General features: G+C 60.5%; 15 protein-coding genes and 1 tRNA gene. 14 read left to right on the forward strand and 2 right to left on the reverse strand.

Features of this window, described 5'->3' with window-relative positions; all coding sequences use genetic code 11:
* Positions 1 to 12 precede the first annotated feature (12 nt).
* Both rpsA and M8997_RS08500 read left to right on the forward strand, forming a co-directional pair.
* Entirely contained in the window at positions 13 to 1713 is a 1701-nt protein-coding gene (rpsA, locus tag M8997_RS08495; RefSeq protein WP_250019078.1) for a 30S ribosomal protein S1, read from the forward strand.
* A gap of 188 nt (positions 1714 to 1901) precedes the next feature.
* Entirely contained in the window at positions 1902 to 2870 is a 969-nt protein-coding gene (locus M8997_RS08500) for a complex I NDUFA9 subunit family protein (protein WP_250019079.1), read from the forward strand.
* Positions 2871 to 2902: 32 nt separating this feature from the next.
* On the opposite strand, the gene M8997_RS08505 is transcribed toward M8997_RS08500, so the two are convergent.
* A complete protein-coding gene (locus tag M8997_RS08505; RefSeq protein ID WP_250019080.1) occupies positions 2903 to 3709 on the reverse strand; it encodes an undecaprenyl-diphosphate phosphatase in 807 nt (268 codons plus the stop codon).
* Positions 3710 to 3856: 147 nt separating this feature from the next.
* Here M8997_RS08505 and M8997_RS08510 point away from each other — a divergent pair, with 147 nt between their 5' ends.
* The 3 genes from M8997_RS08510 to M8997_RS08520 all read left to right on the forward strand — a co-directional run bounded on the left by M8997_RS08510 (position 3857) and on the right by M8997_RS08520 (position 6660).
* Positions 3857 to 4549, forward strand: coding sequence for a glutathione S-transferase family protein (locus M8997_RS08510; RefSeq protein ID WP_250019081.1), 693 nt, complete (start codon positions 3857 to 3859; stop codon positions 4547 to 4549).
* A gap of 99 nt (positions 4550 to 4648) precedes the next feature.
* A complete protein-coding gene (gene queG, locus M8997_RS08515; RefSeq protein WP_371929539.1) occupies positions 4649 to 5791 on the forward strand; it encodes a tRNA epoxyqueuosine(34) reductase QueG in 1143 nt (380 codons plus the stop codon).
* Positions 5791 to 6660, forward strand: a complete 870-nt coding sequence (locus tag M8997_RS08520; protein WP_250019083.1) for an SDR family NAD(P)-dependent oxidoreductase — start codon at positions 5791 to 5793, stop codon at positions 6658 to 6660. The genes queG and M8997_RS08520 overlap by 1 nt, the downstream gene beginning before the upstream one ends.
* A gap of 4 nt (positions 6661 to 6664) precedes the next feature.
* Here the strand turns inward: M8997_RS08520 and M8997_RS08525 are convergent, their stop codons facing one another.
* Positions 6665 to 7705, reverse strand: coding sequence for a zinc-dependent alcohol dehydrogenase family protein (locus M8997_RS08525; protein ID WP_250019084.1), 1041 nt, complete (start codon positions 7703 to 7705; stop codon positions 6665 to 6667).
* A 116-nt stretch (positions 7706 to 7821) separates the two neighbouring features.
* Here M8997_RS08525 and mepA point away from each other — a divergent pair, with 116 nt between their 5' ends.
* The 9 genes from mepA (at position 7822) to M8997_RS08570 (ending at position 17327) form a co-directional block, all read left to right on the forward strand.
* Positions 7822 to 8820, forward strand: a complete 999-nt coding sequence (gene mepA / locus M8997_RS08530) for a penicillin-insensitive murein endopeptidase (protein ID WP_250019085.1) — start codon at positions 7822 to 7824, stop codon at positions 8818 to 8820.
* Positions 8821 to 8910: 90 nt separating this feature from the next.
* Positions 8911 to 9330, forward strand: a complete 420-nt coding sequence (locus M8997_RS08535; protein ID WP_250019086.1) for a methylglyoxal synthase — start codon at positions 8911 to 8913, stop codon at positions 9328 to 9330.
* Complete coding sequence (locus M8997_RS08540) at positions 9330 to 10358, forward strand: glucokinase (RefSeq protein ID WP_250019087.1); 1029 nt, start codon at positions 9330 to 9332, stop codon at positions 10356 to 10358. The genes M8997_RS08535 and M8997_RS08540 overlap by 1 nt, the downstream gene beginning before the upstream one ends.
* Positions 10359 to 10509: 151 nt before the next feature.
* Complete coding sequence (locus M8997_RS08545; protein ID WP_250019088.1) at positions 10510 to 12336, forward strand: ABC transporter ATP-binding protein; 1827 nt, start codon at positions 10510 to 10512, stop codon at positions 12334 to 12336.
* Positions 12337 to 12353: 17 nt separating this feature from the next.
* Positions 12354 to 13160, forward strand: a complete 807-nt coding sequence (gene dapB / locus M8997_RS08550; RefSeq protein WP_371929560.1) for a 4-hydroxy-tetrahydrodipicolinate reductase — start codon at positions 12354 to 12356, stop codon at positions 13158 to 13160.
* Positions 13161 to 13182: 22 nt separating this feature from the next.
* Positions 13183 to 13803, forward strand: coding sequence for a 2,3-bisphosphoglycerate-dependent phosphoglycerate mutase (locus M8997_RS08555; protein WP_250019090.1), 621 nt, complete (start codon positions 13183 to 13185; stop codon positions 13801 to 13803).
* Positions 13804 to 13880: 77 nt separating this feature from the next.
* A tRNA-Leu gene (locus M8997_RS08560) sits at positions 13881 to 13965 on the forward strand.
* A gap of 161 nt (positions 13966 to 14126) precedes the next feature.
* Positions 14127 to 14444 (forward strand): PepSY domain-containing protein, encoded by a 318-nt coding sequence (locus M8997_RS08565; RefSeq protein WP_250019091.1) that lies wholly within the window; start codon positions 14127 to 14129, stop codon positions 14442 to 14444.
* Positions 14445 to 14690: 246 nt separating this feature from the next.
* Positions 14691 to 17327: a GH92 family glycosyl hydrolase gene (locus M8997_RS08570; protein WP_250019092.1), complete on the forward strand. Its 2637-nt coding sequence runs from the start codon at positions 14691 to 14693 to the stop codon at positions 17325 to 17327.
* Positions 17328 to 17362 lie beyond the last annotated feature (35 nt).

Below are 17362 nucleotides of genomic sequence, written 5' to 3' on the forward strand. Positions count from 1 at the left end.
CCAGGAGTATTTATGTCTGAAGCCAATCCCACGCGCGAAGATTTCGAAGCTCTTCTCGCTGAATCCTTTGCTACCAATGACCTCGCCGAAGGTTATGTCGTCAAGGGCCGTGTCGTTGCCATCGAAAAAGACATGGCAATCATCGATGCAGGCCTCAAGGTCGAGGGTCGCGTTCCGCTCAAGGAATTCGGCGCGAAAGCCAAGGACGGCTCGCTGAAGCCGGGCGATCTCGTCGAAGTCTATGTCGAGCGTATCGAAAACGCACTCGGCGAAGCCGTATTGTCGCGCGAAAAAGCACGCCGCGAAGAGAGCTGGGTCCGTCTCGAAGAGAAGTTCAACCGCGGTGAACGCGTCGACGGCGTGATCTTCAACCAGGTCAAGGGCGGCTTCACGGTCGATCTCGACGGCGCAGTTGCCTTCCTTCCGCGCTCGCAGGTGGACATTCGTCCGATCCGCGACGTGACCCCGCTGATGCACAATCCGCAGCCGTTCGAAATCCTCAAGATGGACAAGCGTCGCGGCAACATCGTTGTATCGCGTCGTACGGTTCTTGAAGAGAGCCGTGCGGAACAGCGTTCCGAAATCGTCCAGAACCTCGAAGAGGGTCAGGTCGTCGAGGGCGTGGTCAAGAACATCACCGACTATGGTGCATTCGTCGATCTCGGCGGCATCGATGGTCTTCTTCACGTTACCGACATGGCATGGCGCCGCGTCAACCATCCTTCGGAGATCCTGAGCATCGGCCAGACGGTCAAGGTTCAGATCATCCGCATCAACCAGGAAACCCATCGTATTTCGCTCGGCATGAAGCAGCTCGAAAGCGATCCCTGGGATGGTATCGGCGCGAAGTATCCGATCGGCAAGAAGATCACCGGTACGGTCACGAACATCACCGATTACGGTGCATTCGTCGAGATCGAGCCGGGCATCGAAGGCCTGATCCACGTTTCGGAAATGTCGTGGACCAAGAAGAACGTGCATCCCGGCAAGCTCCTGTCGACGACGCAGGAAGTGGAAGTGGTTGTCCTCGAAGTGGATCCGGTCAAGCGCCGCATCTCCCTCGGTCTCAAGCAGACGCTCGACAATCCGTGGACGACCTTCGCCGACAAGTTCCCGGTCGGCACGATCGTCGAAGGCGAAGTCAAGAACAAGACCGAATTCGGTCTCTTCATTGGCCTCGACGGCGACGTGGACGGCATGGTTCACCTTTCGGACCTCGACTGGAATCGCCCCGGCGAACAGGTCATCGAGGAATACAACAAGGGTGACGTGGTCAAGGCGCAGGTTCTCGACGTCGACGTCGAGAAGGAGCGTATCTCGCTCGGCATCAAGCAGCTCACCGGCGACAAGGTCGGCGAAGCAGCCTCGTCCGGCGAACTGCGCAAGAATGCAGTCGTGACCGTCGAAGTCACCGGTATCACCGATGGCGGCATCGAAGTGCGTCTTGTCGATCACGATCTCGAGACGTTCATCCGCCGTGCGGACCTGTCGCGTGACCGTGACGACCAGCGTCCCGAGCGCTTCACCGTTGGCCAGAAGGTTGACGCCCGCGTCATCGCCTTCGACAAGAAGACCCGCAAGCTGCAGGTCTCCATCAAGGCACTCGAGATCGCCGAAGAGAAGGAAGCCGTTGCACAATACGGTTCCACCGACTCCGGCGCGTCGCTCGGCGACATTCTCGGCGCAGCGCTGAAGAAGCAAGAGAAGAACTAAGCTTCTTCCAACTGGAAGATCGAAAGCCCGCCGGTGCGAACCGGCGGGCTTTTTCGTTGCCGGGATACTCTCATGCGGAGCCCCGACGCGGCAACGCGCCGCTAAAAGAGGACTTTGCGGCAGGACGAAAACCCAGTAAACAGCATGCAAATACCGCTATTTCCGCAGGACCTTGCAGGAGACCGACCATGACCATCAGGAAGCCCAAACTTGTTACCGTTTTTGGAGGCTCCGGCTTTGTCGGCCGCCATGTGGTTCGGGCCCTGACCAAGCGCGGCTATCGCGTTCGCGTCGCGGTTCGCCGCCCCGATCTGGCACCCCATCTCCAGCCCCTGGGCGGCGTCGGCCAGATTCAGGCGGTACAGGCCAATCTGCGTTACCGCTGGTCCATCGACCGCGCTGTTGCCGGCGCCGATCACGTCATCAACCTCGTGGGCATTCTCTATGAGGGCGGTGGACAGCGGTTCAATGCCGTTCATGATTTCGGCGCTCGCGCCGTGGCAGAAGCTGCGCGCGCTGCCGGCGTTCCTCTCACGCATGTCTCCGCGCTCGGCGCCGATGCCAATTCGGCATCGGGCTATGCGAGCAGCAAGGGACGGGCAGAGAACGCGGTGCGCGAAATCCTTCCTGAAACCATCGTCATGCGTCCGTCGATCATATTTGGCCCGGAAGACGGCTTCTTCAACAGATTTGCCGCAATGGCGCGGATTTCGCCCTTCCTTCCCGCCATCGGCGGCGGCAAGACGAAGTTCCAGCCCGTCTATGTCGGCGATGTGGCCGAGGCGATCGCGCGATCGGTCGATGGCACACTGAAGCCGGGCACGATCTACGAATTGGGCGGCGGCGAAGTCCTGACCTTCCGCCAGTGCATGGAGGAAATGCTGCGGGTGATCGGGCGCAAGCGCCTGTTCCTGCCGATTCCGTTCTGGCTGGCTTCCATTCAGGGATCAATTCTTGGCCTCCTGCCCAAGCCGCTGCTGACGAGCGACCAGGTCGTCCAGCTCAAGCACGACAATATCGTCTCCGACGAAGCCAGTGCCGAAGGACGCACGCTCGAAGGAATGGGCATCCGGCCTCAGAGCATCGAGGCGATCCTGCCATCCTATCTGTGGCGCTTCCGCGTCCAGGGGCAATATTCCAGTCAGAAGCCGGCCTGACCCCGATCCGCCTGCAGCGCGTTTCGCCTGATCTAGCGCATCACGATCAGGGCGATGAGCCCGATCGTTCCGACGATCAACCGCCACCAGGCGAACAGGCCATAGCCATGGCGCGAAACGTAATCGAGCAGGTAACGCACGACGACTACGGCCGCTACGAAGGCGGCGACGAAACCGACCGCTATCAGCGATAGATCATCGGCCGTCAGCAGGTTGCGATTCTTAAACAGATCGAGCGCAAAGGCTCCCGCCATCGTCGGCATCGCCAGGAAAAAGGAAAACTCGGCGGCCGAACGCTTGTCGGCGCCGAGCAGCAATGCACCGACGATGGTTGCTCCCGAACGGGACGTACCCGGGATCATCGCGAAACATTGGGCCAGGCCGATCTTGAAATAGAGCGGCAGCGGATAATTCATCGCATCCGTATAACGCGGCTTCAGATCGAGCCGATCCACCCACAGCAACACCAGACCGCCAAGGATCAGCATGATGCAGATCAGCATGGGCGTTTCGAAAAGCACGGCCTTGATGATGCCATGGGCAAGCACACCGATGATGACGGCGGGCAGGAAGGCTATCAGCACCCCGATCACGAAACGCCGTGCCGAAGGATCGGTCGGCAGGTCGCGTGCGATCTTGAAAAGCCGCGCGGAATAGACGCTGAGAATGGCAAGGATGGCGCCGAGCTGGATGAGAACTTCGAATGTCTTGCCGCTGGTCTCGAAGCCGAGGAAGTGCGCCGCCAGCAGGAGATGGCCGGTCGAGGACACCGGTATAAACTCTGTTAACCCTTCCAGCAGTCCGAGCATAAGGGCTTCGACAATCGTCTGTGTTTCCATGATATCACTTTCGGCGGTCGGCGGGCTGTGGCGGTGCAATTCTTGTATCGGACTAAAGTTGCGCCTATAGGATGACGCAACCATGAAGCCCGTGTGCCATACGCCGCCGGTTGACAAAATACCAGTTCGAAAGATTTAACCGCAAAAATGTTGACGCTTTTTCATCATCCCATGTCCACCGGGTCGCGTTATGCCCGGCTTATCCTCAATGAATACGATATTGAGGTGGAGTTGATCGAAGAAAACAGCTGGGCACGCCGCAAGGAGTTTCTTTCGCTCAATCCGGCCGGCACGCTGCCGGTGCTCCTTGCCGAAGGCGACGTTCCCGTTGCCGGCGCCTCCGTCATCGCGGAATATATCGACGAGACGCGTGGCGCCCTCAAGCGCAGCCGCAGGTTGTTCCCGGAGGATTCCCTCAATCGTGCCGAGGTTCGCCGCCTCGTGGAATGGTTCCTGGTGAAACTGGAGAATGAAGTGACCCGCCATATGGCGCGGGAGCGCATCTTCAAACTGCATATGACGCCGGAACAGGGCGGCGGAGCGCCGGATTCCTCGGCCATCCGTGCGGCACGCTCCAACATCACGCAGCATATGAAATATATCGATTGGCTGACGGCGACCCGCAACTGGCTGGCCGGCCCGGCTCCGAGCTATGCCGACATGGCGGCTGGGGCATCGCTCTCGATCCTCGATTATCTCGGGGAGATCAAATGGGCCGAATACAAGGCGGCGCGCGATTGGTATACGCGCATGAAATCTCGCCCCTCCTTCCGGCCCTTGCTTGGCGACCGGGTCCGCGGCCTGCCGCCTTCGTCCCATTATAGCGACCTCGACTTTTGACATCCGTGGCGACATCCGGGCTACGAGCGCTTGACATCCGGCCCGACAATACCTTCCTTCATGCCTAGTTCTGTCGAACCCATGCGAGGTTCACGCGCGATGGACGCCACGAGGCAAGAGAAGCTGAAACGGTTCATAATCGAGGAGGCGCGCGCCGCCGGTTTCGATCTCGTTGCGATCACCCGGCCGGACGCCATTCCCCTCGCCGCTGAACGTTTACACGAATATCTGCAACTCGGACGGCATGCCAGCATGGACTGGATGCTGGAGACCGAGGATCGCCGCGCCGACCCGGCGCACTTATGGCCGGATGTGCGCTCGATTGTCGTGCTCGCCATGAATTATGGCCCGGAGACCGACCCGCTGGCGCAGATCGACAAGCCCGGCGAAGGCGCGATCTCGGTCTATGCGAGGAACCGGGACTATCACGATATCATCAAGGGCAAGCTCAAGGGCATAGCCGGCAGGTTCGCCGCCCGCACCAGCGGCGAGGACGTGAAGGTCTTCGTCGATACCGCGCCGGTGATGGAAAAGCCGCTTGCCGAGGCGGCAGGGCTTGGCTGGCAGGGCAAACACACCAATCTCGTCAGCCGGACGCATGGTTCGTGGCTGTTCCTCGGCACTATCTTCACGACGGCGGACCTGCCGCCGGACGAGCGCGAAGACGACCATTGCGGCTCCTGCCGCGCCTGCCTCGATGCCTGCCCGACACGGGCCTTCCCGCAGCCCTATCAGCTGGATGCGCGCCGCTGCATTTCCTATCTGACGATCGAGCACAAGGGGCCGATCGAGCCGGAGTTTCGCAAGGCGATCGGCAATCGCATCTATGGCTGCGACGATTGCCTTGCCGTCTGCCCCTGGAACAAATTTGCCGAGGCGGCACGGGAGACGAAGCTCCAGGCTCGGGACGATCTCAATTCCCCCTCGCTTGCGTTCCTCCTTACTCTCGACGACGGGGCATTCCGCCAGTTTTTCGCGGGATCGCCGATCAAACGCATCGGACGCGACCGTTTTATGCGCAATGTCCTGATCGCCTGCGGCAATTCCGGACGGCCGGAGCTTTGCGACCAAGTCCGGCAGCAGCTTCTCGATCCCTCGCCCCTGGTGCGCGGAGCGGCCGTCTGGGCGCTCGGCCAGCTTCTCGACGAAGCCTCTTTCGAACAGCTCCGCCTTGCGCATGCGGCGCAAGAAAATGACGCCGCTGTCTTGACCGAATGGCACAATGGGGCAAACAATCAATAATGCGTATTTTCCTTTTCGGAGCGGGCTATTCGGCCCGCGTTTTTGCAAGGCTGGCGAACAAAAAGGCTGATTTTATCGGCGGAACTACCCGCGACACGACGAAATTCGCAACGCTGGAGGCCGAAGGGATCACGCCATTCCTCTTTCTTGGCAGCCATACTTCCCAGGAGATCGAAGACGCGCTGGAGACTGTCACCCACCTCGTCATCTCGACCTCCCCCGCGAAATCGGGCGATCCCGTCATCGGCGTATTCGGCGATACCATCAGGCGCCACATGCCGAAGCTGCAATGGATCGGCTACCTGTCGACGGTCGGCGTCTATGGCGATCATGGCGGCGCCTGGGTCGACGAGGGCACGCCGTGCCATCCGGTGTCGGTGCGGTCTACGGAGCGCGCGGAGGCAGAAGCCGCCTGGCAGGCTCTCGCCGATGCAAGGCGGGTTCCATTGGCGATATTGCGGCTTTCCGGCATCTATGGGCCGGGGCGCAATGCCTTCATCAATCTTTCCAATGGCACGGCGCGCCGCCTCAACAAGACCGGCCAGGTTTTCAATCGCATTCATGTCGATGATATCGCCCGGGCGCTGCTGTTCCTCGGCGAGAACAACCAGGGCGGCATATTCAACATCACCGATGACGAGCCGGCGCCGCCGCAGGACGTGGTCGCCTATGCCGCCGAACTCATGGGTATAGAGCCGCCGGAAGAGGCGGATTTCGAGACTGCGCAGCTGACACCGATGGCGCGCTCGTTCTACGGGGAAAACAAGCGCGTCTCGAACAAGCGGATAAAGGAACTCGGATTCACCTTCCGCTATCCGGATTACGGCACCGCCTTTGCCGCCATGTGGCGCGACGGGAGCTGGAAATAAGCCATCAGAAGCTGGTGATCACGTCGATACCGGTGCCCTCGAACCGGTCCATCGCCATGAGCGCATCTGGAGCCTGATCCAGCCGAATCCGCCGCCCGATGAGCTTCTGCGGCTCGAGGCGGCCCGTCTCGAGCATGTTCATGAGCGCCTTGTATCGGAAGGCCTGCATGCCGTGGCTGCCATAGATTTCCAGCTCATGCGCAATCACCTTGTCCATCGGGATCGGCGGATGGGCATGATCGCCCAGCATCAGCCCTATCTGCACATGCCGTCCCCTCCGACGCAGGCATGCGATGGAATTGAAGCATGTGGACGGATGGCCGAGCGCGTCGAGCGAGACATGGGCGCCGCCCTTCGTGACGTCGCGAACTGCTTCGATCACATTGGTGCCGGCGCCGCCATTGATCGTTGCCACCGCGCCGAAAGTCCGGGCGAATTCGAGCTTTTCTGCCGTGATATCGATCGCGACCACATTCGCCCCCATGGCTGCCGCGATCATGATCGCCGACAATCCGATGCCGCCGCAGCCATGCACCGCGACCCATTCGCCCGGCTTCACCTTCGCCTGGTCGACGACAGCCCGAAACGAGGTGACGAAGCGACAGCCAAGACTGGCGGCGGTGGCAAAATCGAGCATATCCGGCAGCTCGACGAGATTCGTATCGGCGAAATCCACAGCCACATATTCGGCGAACGAGCCCCAGGCGGTGAAGCCCGGCTGAAACTGGTTCTCGCACACCTGATGATTTCCCGAATTGCATTCGAAACAGCGGCCGCAACCACCAACGAATGGCACGGTCACTCGCTGCCCCGGTCGCCAGGAGGTGACATGTTTTCCAACGGCCAGCACCGTGCCCGCGAGTTCGTGGCCCGGAACATGCGGCAGGCGAATATCGGGATCATGGCCCATCCAGCCATGCCAATCGCTGCGGCAAAGGCCCGTCGCCTCGACCTTGATCACAACGCCAAGTGGCGAGGGTGAAGGATCCCGCACCTCGCGCAGCTGCGGCGCCTGCCCGAACTGCTCAAAAATAACTGCTTTCATTCCTGTCCTCCGCCGAATCGGATCATCTTTGCATATTGCGGCTTCCGGCCGAATCTGGCCATCATTAAGCTGATTATCGGCGAATTAGTCGCCGTCGATCCATGTGGGTGATCGCGATGATATCGAAACCGCTGCTTCGTCTCGCACTCGGCGCGCTTATTGCAATCTCGCTCGGTGCACAGGCCCTGGCCGAAGACGGCCCCGCCAAGCAATTGTTCGGGTCACAGACCCTGCCATCGCTCGGCGCGCCTGTATCGGCAGGCTTCTACGCCAAGGGTTGCCTTGCCGGCGGCGTCGCGTTGCCGGTGGATGGAGATGCCTGGCAGGTGATGCGGCTATCGCGAAACCGCCGATGGGGCCATCCCCGCATGATCGGCCTGCTGGAGCGGCTTGCCCGCGATGCGGCCGCCAAGGATGGTTGGCCGGGCCTGCTTGTCGGCGACATTTCCCAGCCTCGCGGTGGGCCGATGCTGACGGGACATGCATCGCATCAGGTCGGCCTCGATGCCGATATCTGGCTGACGCCCATGCCCGCACGCCCCCTCAGCTACGAGGAGCGCGAGAACCTCGCGGCGACCTCGATGCTCAAGGACGATACATTGTATGTCGATCCCGACAAATGGTCGCCGAGCCGTACCGCGCTGCTCAAGCGCGCCGCAAGCTATGCCGATGTCGAGCGGATATTCGTGCATCCCGGCATCAAGAAGAAGCTCTGCGACACGGTAAAGGGCGACCGCGGCTGGCTGGCGAAGGTCCGTCCCTATTGGGGCCATTACTACCATTTTCACGTGCGTATCAAATGCCAGCCCGGATCGCCGCAGTGCAAGCCGCAGGAGCCGATCGGCGCCGATGACGGCTGCGGCAAGCCACTGGCCTGGTGGTTCACCGACGAACCCTGGCGCAAGGCCCCCAAACCCACCAAGCCGGTGAAGCCGAAGATCACCATGCTCTCCGACCTGCCGCGCGCCTGCGCCATGATATTGCGGGCCCCGGGACCCCAGACGGCAGATGAAGTGACCTATGATGGTGGCGGCCGCATCGCCGCGCCCGTTCAGGCAGTTGCAGGCCCTGCGGCGCCCGAAGGCGACGTGCCTGTTCCGAGCCCGCGGCCGTGAATGCTTTGTTGTGCCGTGGCCTTTTCATGCTGCCTTGAATTGGCTATAGGGATTTAATCGATTTAGGGATTCAAACCCAAATAGAGTTTCATGACACAGCCATTTCGCCTTGCCTTGATAGCCCACGACCAGAAAAAGGATGACATGGTTGCCTTCACGCGCAACTATGAGGCGCTGCTCGCGCCTTGCGATATTGTGGCAACGGGCACCACGGGCGGGCTCATCCAGGACGCCTGTCCGAGCCTGACGGTACGCCGCGTGAAAAGCGGACCGCTGGGAGGCGACCAGCAGATCGGCGCCCTGATCGCGGAAGGCAAGATCGACGGCCTGATCTTCTTTGTCGATCCGCTGTCACCCTTACCACATGATGTGGATGTAAAGGCATTGATGCGCCTTGCAAGTGTCTACGACATACCAATGGCGCTGAACCGGGCCACAGCCGAGGTTCTGGTGCAAAAAAGAGGTTTGCTGCGGGACGACGCAGCGGAAAATACGTTAGGGAAGCGATAATGGTGACACAGGCAGATCTCGACCACATCATGAAATTTCCAATTCTGGTCGGCGATATCGGCGGCACCAATGCGCGCTTTGCAATCCTCGTCGACGCCTATGCGGAACCGAAGGAATTCCCCATCCTGCAGACGGCGGACTACCAGACGATCGACGATGCCATCCAGAATGCGATCCTCGACCATACGTCGATCCAGCCACGCTCGGCGGTCCTGGCCATTGCCGGCCCGGTGGAGGGCGACGAGATCGACCTGACGAACTGCCCCTGGGTCGTGAAGCCCCGCAAGATGATGGAAACGCTCGGGCTTTCCGACATAACCGTCCTCAATGATTTCGAAGCCCAGGCCCTTGCCGTCGTTTCGCTGGAGGCAAAGCACCTCGAAAAGCTCGGCGGTGGCGCAGGCGATCCCCATGGCAGCCGCGCCGTGCTTGGCCCCGGCACCGGCCTCGGCGTTGCCGGAATGGTGCGCGCCCGCAACAGCTGGGTCCCGGTTCCCGGTGAAGGCGGCCATGTCGACATGGGACCGCGGACGGCGCGCGATCTCGAAATATTCCCGCATATCGAGCATATCGAAGGCAGGATCTCGGGCGAACAGCTGCTGTGCGGTCGCGGGTTGCAGAATATCTACCGTGCAATCTGCAAGGTCGGCGGTACCGAACCGGTGCTGACGACGCCCGCAGAGATCACTGCGGCAGGGCTGTCGCGCGAATCGGCGGAAGCTGCCGAGACGCTGTCGCTCTTCGTCACCTATCTCGGGCGGCTGGCCGGCGATTTCGCCCTTACTTTCATGGCTCGCGGCGGGGTTTATCTTGCCGGAGGCATCGTCCAGAAGATCCTGGAACCGCTCAAGGACCCGTCATTCCGCGAGGCTTTCGAGGACAAGGCGCCGCATAACGGCATCCTGCGCGAAACGCCGGTCTACGTCATCACCCATCCTCTGGCGGCGCTCAGCGGCTTGTCTGCCTTCGCCCGTACCCCGGCCCGCTTCGGCGTCGCAACGGAAGGGCGGCGGTGGCGGCGTGCCTGAAACGGCACGATTTTCTACGGCGGCTTCGGTCGGTGCGGATTCATCATTGCGGGCAAAAGCGATAGCCAAGCCGCCGCAATGAGGCTATAGGGACAGGATTGAGCGGCAAGACATTGCCCGATATCCATTTGAGTAGCGAGTTGCCGCCCTGATGAATGGTGCATCCAAGAAGAAGATCAATTCTACAGAAGCGCGGCGCGTCGTTGGTCGGGTCCTTGGTGAAAATCTGCGGGAATATCGCGGGTCCTACGCCATTGCCGTGATTGCCATGCTCGCGGTGGCGTTTTCGACCGCCTATGTCGCCTATGTCTTCAAGGATGTGATCAACCAGATCTACTACGAACGGCGCGGCGATCTGATCATGCCGATCAGCCTGTCGATCTTCGGCGCATTCGTCCTTCGCGGCGTCGCGACCTATGTGCAGTCGGTCACCATGGCCCGCGTCGGCAACAATATCGTCGCGCGCTACCAGCGCCGGATATTCGATCACCTGATGAAGCTCGGCCTCGATTTCTACCAGGATACCCGCTCCGCCCAGCTTGCCGCCCGGATAAACCAGAATATCGGCGGCGTGCGCGAGTTGCTCGACATCGTGGTGACGACAATCGGCAAGGACGTCCCGACCTTGCTGTCGCTGGTGGGAACGATGATCCTGCTCGATCCGCTCTTGTCTCTCTTTGCCCTGCTCATCGGCCCGCCCGTTATCATGACGGTGCGCTACCTGACGAAAAGACTGCGCGTGATTCACCGCGAATCCGTCACGCTCAACTCCCATTTGCTCGGAGCGATGCAGGAAGCCACGCAAGGCATCGCAATCGTCAAGGCCTTCACCATGGAAGGGCAGCTCCGCGACAAGATCAGCACTCTGATCTCGCGTGCCGAGGGGCGCGCCAACAAGATATCGCGCGTGTCCGAACGGCTCACGCCCGTCACGGAACTCATCGCCGGCATCGCGATCGCTTCGATGATCGCCTATACGGGCTACAGGGCCGTCAACGATGCCGAGCCGCCCGGCGCAATGTTCAGCTTCATCACTGCCGTGCTCCTGGCCTATGATCCGGTGCGCCGGCTGGCGCGGGTCCAGGTCGGGGTGGAGCGGGCGCTGGTCAATTCCCGGATGATCTACGAAATTCTCGACGTGGAGCCGCGCCAGGCCGATAGCGTTGGCGCCGTGCCGCTCACCGTGCCGACCGGCGAAGTGCAGTTCGACAATGTGAATTTCAGCTATGGCGCCGAAGCAAAGGTGCTGCATGGCGTGACCTTCACGGCGCAAGCGGGCAAGACGACGGCAATCGTCGGGGCCTCCGGTGCCGGAAAATCGACGCTCATCGGCCTCATCCAGCGCTTCTACGACCTCGATGACGGGCGCATATTGATCGACGGTCAGGATATCGCCCATGTCAGCAAGCGGACGCTGCGCCAGTCGATCGCCTATGTCTCGCAGCAACCCTATCTGTTCGAAGGGACGATCGCCGACAATATCCGCTATGGCCGGCCCGACGCTACCGACGAAGACGTGATCGAAGCGGCAAAGCTCGCCAATGCGGACGAGTTCATCCGTCAGCAGCCCGACGGCTACGCGACGGAAGTCGGCGAGAACGGCGCAACCCTGTCGGGTGGCCAGCGGCAGCGTCTTTCCATTGCGCGGGCGATTATTCGCAACGCTCCGATATTGCTGCTGGACGAAGCGACGTCGGCGCTGGACAATGAATCGGAAAAACGCGTCCAGCAGGCACTCGACCGGATCATGCAGGGCCGCACGACCATCGTCATAGCGCACCGCCTTTCCACCATCGTCAACGCCGACCATATCGTCGTCATGGAAGCCGGCCGCGTGATCGAAGAAGGCGTGCATGCAACGCTGTTGAAACGGCCGAATGGCACTTACGCCAGGTTCTACCAGTTGCAAGGACGCGAGGACTCACCCATCATCGACATGGCAGGCGAAGATGGCGAACTGACAGGAAGAGCGCAATGACGGATGAGCAGGCGGCGATGAAGCTGGCGGTGGTGGGTGCTGCCGGGCGCATGGGTCAAACGCTTATCCGCACTATCGTCGAGACGCCGGGCGCAATGCTTGCGGGCGCCATCGAGCGCTCCGGTTCGCCGCATATCGGGCGGGACGCGGGCGAGGTCGCGGGCGTCGGCACGCTTGGCGTTCCCATCACCGATGATGCGCTCTCGGTCTTCGTCAACGTTCAGGGTGTGCTCGATTTCACCGCGCCGGCGGCGACGATCGAGTTTGCGGAACTCGCGGCGCAGGCGCGCATCGTCCATGTCATCGGCACAACCGGCTGTTCTGCCGAAGACGACGCGAAGATAAGAGCTGCGGCCCGCCATGCGATCATCGTCAAATCCGGCAATATGAGCCTTGGCGTCAATCTGCTGGGCGTTCTGGTCAAGCAGGCGGCACGCGCATTGGGTGGCGACGATTTCGACATCGAGATCGTCGAAATGCACCACAAGCACAAGGTGGATGCGCCGTCCGGGACGGCACTTCTTCTCGGCCAGGCCGCCGCCGCGGGTAGAGGGATCGAACTCGCCGGCCATGATGTGCGGGTCCGCGAAGGCCATACGGGCCCACGCAATGCGGGCGACATAGGTTTTGCGACGTTACGCGGCGGTTCTGTCGTCGGCGATCATTCCGTCATCCTTGCCGGATCGGGCGAACGCATCACCCTCTCCCACCACGCCGAAGACAGGACCATATTCGCCCGCGGAGCCGTCAAGGCTGCGCTCTGGGCGAAGGGCCGCAAGCCCGGGCTCTATTCCATGCTCGACGTCCTCGGCCTCAGCGAATAATCCATCCCAAAGGAGCATTGAAATGTCCGGAACCCTCGTGCTTGTCCGTCATGGCCAGAGCGAATGGAACTTGAAGAACCTTTTCACCGGCTGGCGCGACCCCGCGCTGACGGAGCTTGGCCATCAGGAAGCGAAGGATGCCGGCAAGCGGCTGAAGGCGAAGGGACTGCATTTCGACATCGCCTTCACCTCGGTACTGTCGCGCGCGCAGATCACCTTGCAGCACATTCTGGAAGAGGTCGGCCAGACCGAACTGGAGACGCTGCGGGACCAGGCGCTGAACGAGCGCGACTATGGCGATCTTTCTGGCTTGAACAAGGATGATGCGCGGGCAAAATGGGGTGAGGACCAGGTCCATATCTGGCGCCGTTCCTATGACGTGCCACCTCCGGGCGGCGAAAGCCTGCGTGATACCGGTGCACGCGTCTGGCCCTATTACCTGCATGTCATCCAGCCGCATGTGCTCCGCGGCGAAACCGTTCTCATCGCCGCCCATGGCAATTCGCTGCGCGCCCTGATCATGGCCCTCGAGGGTCTGAGCGGCGAGGAAATCGTTGCGCGCGAACTCGCGACGGGGGTTCCGATCGTCTACAAGCTGAACGCAGATTCCACCGTTGCGTCGAAAGACGTGCTCGAAGGATAATCATCAGGCGGCTTCCCCGATAAATCCGTCACAAATGGATTGACAGGGCCGAAGCCGCCCCTTAGATGGAACGCGCTGCCCAGATGGCGGAATTGGTAGACGCGCACGGTTCAGGTCCGTGTGCCGCAAGGCGTGGAGGTTCGAGTCCTCTTCTGGGCACCATTTCCTTTATATTACAGAACTCCAAAGAGCCCGCGCCAGCGGGCTTTTTTGTTGCTTCGGCGCCACCCGCAGCAAGCGCCCGGACGCCGCCGAGGGAACGCTATTGCTCGCCGGGCGTTTCCTTCATCGGCGGGTGACAGAAAAATATGGAGGAGCAGGCCATGTTGAGAAAATTGGTAATAGCAGGAGCTGCGGCTGTCTTGTCGCTGACCGCGGTTCCGCAGACATTCGCGCAGTCGGTCGAGATCGGCCCAGGGGGCGTGAGGCTCGTCGAGCCCGACCGCCGCGACCGGATGAGCCGACGCGACGAGATCAGCGAAAGGCAGGCGGTTCGGATAGCGCGTGCCGAAGGCGTGCGAATGGTGGATGACGTGCGGCGCACACGATCCCGCTACATCGTCGAGGGCATGGACCGCAGGGGGCGCGATATCGAAGTCAGTATCGATCGGCGCAGCGGCGACGTCCTGTCGGTAGACTAACGACGCTTCGTTTCCGCAATAGCGGGATGAACCGGACAGATTCTCAGCAGGCCTGAACGCGCCGACGCGTGTTCAGGCCTAAACTTTAGGCCAATTGACAGAGCAAGCCTGCGAACGATAATTCGCCTGACCTTGATGAACAGGGAGGATCATCATCAGAGCCGGCCTCGCATATGGGCAAGGCCGGGCGCCGTTTCGACGCGACCATATTTTATTCGATTTTTACAAATGCCATTGGAGGAGATGATGCATTTCAGAAATGCCATATTCACAGCCATGCTCGGCTGTACCATGCTTGCCGGCTGCCACGAGTCCGATACGACGACGGATAAAAGCGCCGCAGTTCAAGGCGTTCTGCCCCTGCCGGCGCCGCCGCCGGTAGCTGCGGTGGAACAGCCTGCTCAAACCAAGGAAGTTTTGGTCACGGTTCCGGCACCGCAGGAGCCGACCAAGCCTGTCCGTGTCGACATGAAGTTGACGGATTACGTCAACCTCTTTGTTGGTACCAAAGAGAGCGATACGGGGAGCGGGCATGCGGGCAATGTCAATCCGGGTGCTCAGACGCCGTTCGGCATGGTGAGTTTCGGTCCTGACACGACAGGCAGTGGACGAGAATGGGGTGAGGGCTCCGGCGGATATTCTCACAAGGACACGAATATCAACCACTTCAGCCTTACGCATCTCAATGGGCCGGGCTGCCGTGGACAAGGTGCCGTAGCACTGCTGCCCATGGACCGGAAAGGGGCCATCGGCGACCAGGGAGCCGAATTTCCGCATCCAGACGAAATCGCCACGCCCGGCTACTATAGCCTCACCTTTGATAGTGGCATCAAGAGCGAGTTGACGGCGACTGCCCGGTCAGTAATGGCGCGGTTCACCTATACGGACGCGCAGAATGCCTTTCTCGTCATCGATGTGGCCAGAAACAACAAGTTCCAGACCGGGATCGACCGGAACGACTACACCGGCCTCCCGGGCCTCAGGCGTCCCGTCGCCGCCCTCGCCGAAATAGCGATCAACATAGACAGACAGTCGGTCAGCGGGAAAGCCATTGCGTCCGACTTCTGCAGCGGCAAATGGAACCAGCCGGTCTTTTTCCATGCGACGTTCGACAAGAAGCTGAAACCGATATCGCAGCCGGTGGACAAGGCAGCTCAGTTGCAATTCGACCTGCCGGCCGGTGAAACGACAGTGCTCGTCAAGATCGGTATTTCCTCGGTGAGCGAGGCCAATGCGCGGTTGAACCTCGAAACCGAGAACAAGGACTGGTCGTTCGATGCCTTGAAGGCCAAGGCGTCAGACGACTGGAACCGCCGGTTGAATACGATCCAGATCGATATGGCGAAGACGCCCGCTGATCAACTGTCAAATAGCCAGCGGACCAATCTCACCAAGTTCTATACCGCCCTCTACCGCGTCTTCAGCGGCCCGACGATTTTCAGCGACGTCAACGGTGAATATCGGAGCTTGAAACAGGTTGACCTCGCGCTCGACAAGTCAACATTGCCTCAACGGGAAACCAGGAATGTCGCCGACTACAAGTTCAAGGTGAATGGCGAGGATGCCGGTTACACGACTCATTATTCCGGCTTCTCGATGTGGGACACCTATCGCTCCCAGGCGCAAATGCTGGCCCTGATCGCGCCGGATGAAGCCAGCGAGATGATGCAGTCGCTCGTCGCCGACGCTGAGCAATGCGGAGCGTTTCCGCACTGGGTGGATGGAAGCGAGGACACGACGCCAATGGAAGGCGACCACGCGCTCAACGTTATTGCCGGTTCCCATGCGTTTGGCGCGACGAAGTTCGACCTGATGAAGGCGCGCAAATTCACAATGCAGTCCGTTAATGATCCCGCGAGCGCATGCAATGATAAACCGAGCGTCGGAAAGCTTAACCTCGATAATTACCGGAAGCTTGGATATATCCCCTTTGAGGAGAATGGCTGGCATGCTTCGTCGAGCACGCTGGAGATGATCACCAGCGACCGTTCGGCAGCAGCCTTCCTGAACAGACTGCCGACCAGGGAAGCCGATTCCGTGCTCATCGCCTCGCTCATCGAGCGTTCGAAGAACTGGAACAACATTTTCGACGACGAGAAGAAGGCTCTCCGGGCAAAGAATAGCACCGGTGAATGGGTGGACGGTAACTGGAGGAAGTCTAACTTCCACGAATCGACCGAGCCCAACTACATCTGGACGATCGCGCATGACTGGGCGGCTGTCATCGAGAAGCTGGGTGGCAAGGCGGCAGCGATAACACGCCTGAACACGCTGTTCTCGTTCAGATCATTCGCCAGGAGGGACCAGCCAAGCGGGAAAAGCCTGAACGGAGGTGAGAGTTCGGAACACTACTATATAGGCAACGAACCAGCATTCCAGACGCCCTGGGCCTATAATTGGGCCGGAGCGCCGAAATATGCCCAGTACATCATACCAGTGATCATGAACAAGAATTTCTCGTTGGGGCCGGACGGGCTGCCGGGCAATGACGATATGGGGGCCACCTCTGCCTGGTATGTCTGGGCGGCGCTCGGTCTCTACCCCGTGATCCCCTCGGAGCCTGGCTTTGCGGTCTCAACTCCGCAATTCGACGGCATAACGCTATGGCTGGGCAATGGCGAAAACCTGCGTCTGGAAACGGGCGTGCAAGCCCTGATCGATAATGTCCGCTACATCAAGGACATGAAGCTGAACGGTGAAGCCTATAAGGGCAGTTGGCTGCCGCTGAACAAGATAAAGGATGGCGGAAAACTGTCTTATGTCCTCGACGCGCAGCCTACGGATTGGGGCTCGGGTGACGCGCTGACACCGCCGTCCGGGCCGGCGGCCGATTATGGCGAGGCGACCGGCAAGCCGCCTTCATCGGTGCAGATGGTACAATGACGAATAAAAGGGGCGGCTTTTGCCGCCCCTTCCTC

The organism is Phyllobacterium sp. 21LDTY02-6, from assembly GCF_023554255.2.
Lineage (GTDB): Bacteria > Pseudomonadota > Alphaproteobacteria > Rhizobiales > Rhizobiaceae > Phyllobacterium.

Coding starts and splice junctions, on each gene's coding strand:
- rpsA (WP_250019078.1), top strand. CDS start 13: ATGTCTGAAGCCAATCCCACGCGCGAAGATTTCGAAGCTCTTCTCGCT.
- M8997_RS08500 (WP_250019079.1), top strand. CDS start 1,902: ATGACCATCAGGAAGCCCAAACTTGTTACCGTTTTTGGAGGCTCCGGC.
- M8997_RS08505 (WP_250019080.1), bottom strand. CDS start 3,709: ATGGAAACACAGACGATTGTCGAAGCCCTTATGCTCGGACTGCTGGAA.
- M8997_RS08510 (WP_250019081.1), top strand. CDS start 3,857: ATGTTGACGCTTTTTCATCATCCCATGTCCACCGGGTCGCGTTATGCC.
- queG (WP_371929539.1), top strand. CDS start 4,649: ATGGACGCCACGAGGCAAGAGAAGCTGAAACGGTTCATAATCGAGGAG.
- M8997_RS08520 (WP_250019083.1), top strand. CDS start 5,791: ATGCGTATTTTCCTTTTCGGAGCGGGCTATTCGGCCCGCGTTTTTGCA.
- M8997_RS08525 (WP_250019084.1), bottom strand. CDS start 7,705: ATGAAAGCAGTTATTTTTGAGCAGTTCGGGCAGGCGCCGCAGCTGCGC.
- mepA (WP_250019085.1), top strand. CDS start 7,822: ATGATATCGAAACCGCTGCTTCGTCTCGCACTCGGCGCGCTTATTGCA.
- M8997_RS08535 (WP_250019086.1), top strand. CDS start 8,911: ATGACACAGCCATTTCGCCTTGCCTTGATAGCCCACGACCAGAAAAAG.
- M8997_RS08540 (WP_250019087.1), top strand. CDS start 9,330: ATGGTGACACAGGCAGATCTCGACCACATCATGAAATTTCCAATTCTG.
- M8997_RS08545 (WP_250019088.1), top strand. CDS start 10,510: ATGAATGGTGCATCCAAGAAGAAGATCAATTCTACAGAAGCGCGGCGC.
- dapB (WP_371929560.1), top strand. CDS start 12,354: ATGAAGCTGGCGGTGGTGGGTGCTGCCGGGCGCATGGGTCAAACGCTT.
- M8997_RS08555 (WP_250019090.1), top strand. CDS start 13,183: ATGTCCGGAACCCTCGTGCTTGTCCGTCATGGCCAGAGCGAATGGAAC.
- M8997_RS08565 (WP_250019091.1), top strand. CDS start 14,127: ATGTTGAGAAAATTGGTAATAGCAGGAGCTGCGGCTGTCTTGTCGCTG.
- M8997_RS08570 (WP_250019092.1), top strand. CDS start 14,691: ATGCATTTCAGAAATGCCATATTCACAGCCATGCTCGGCTGTACCATG.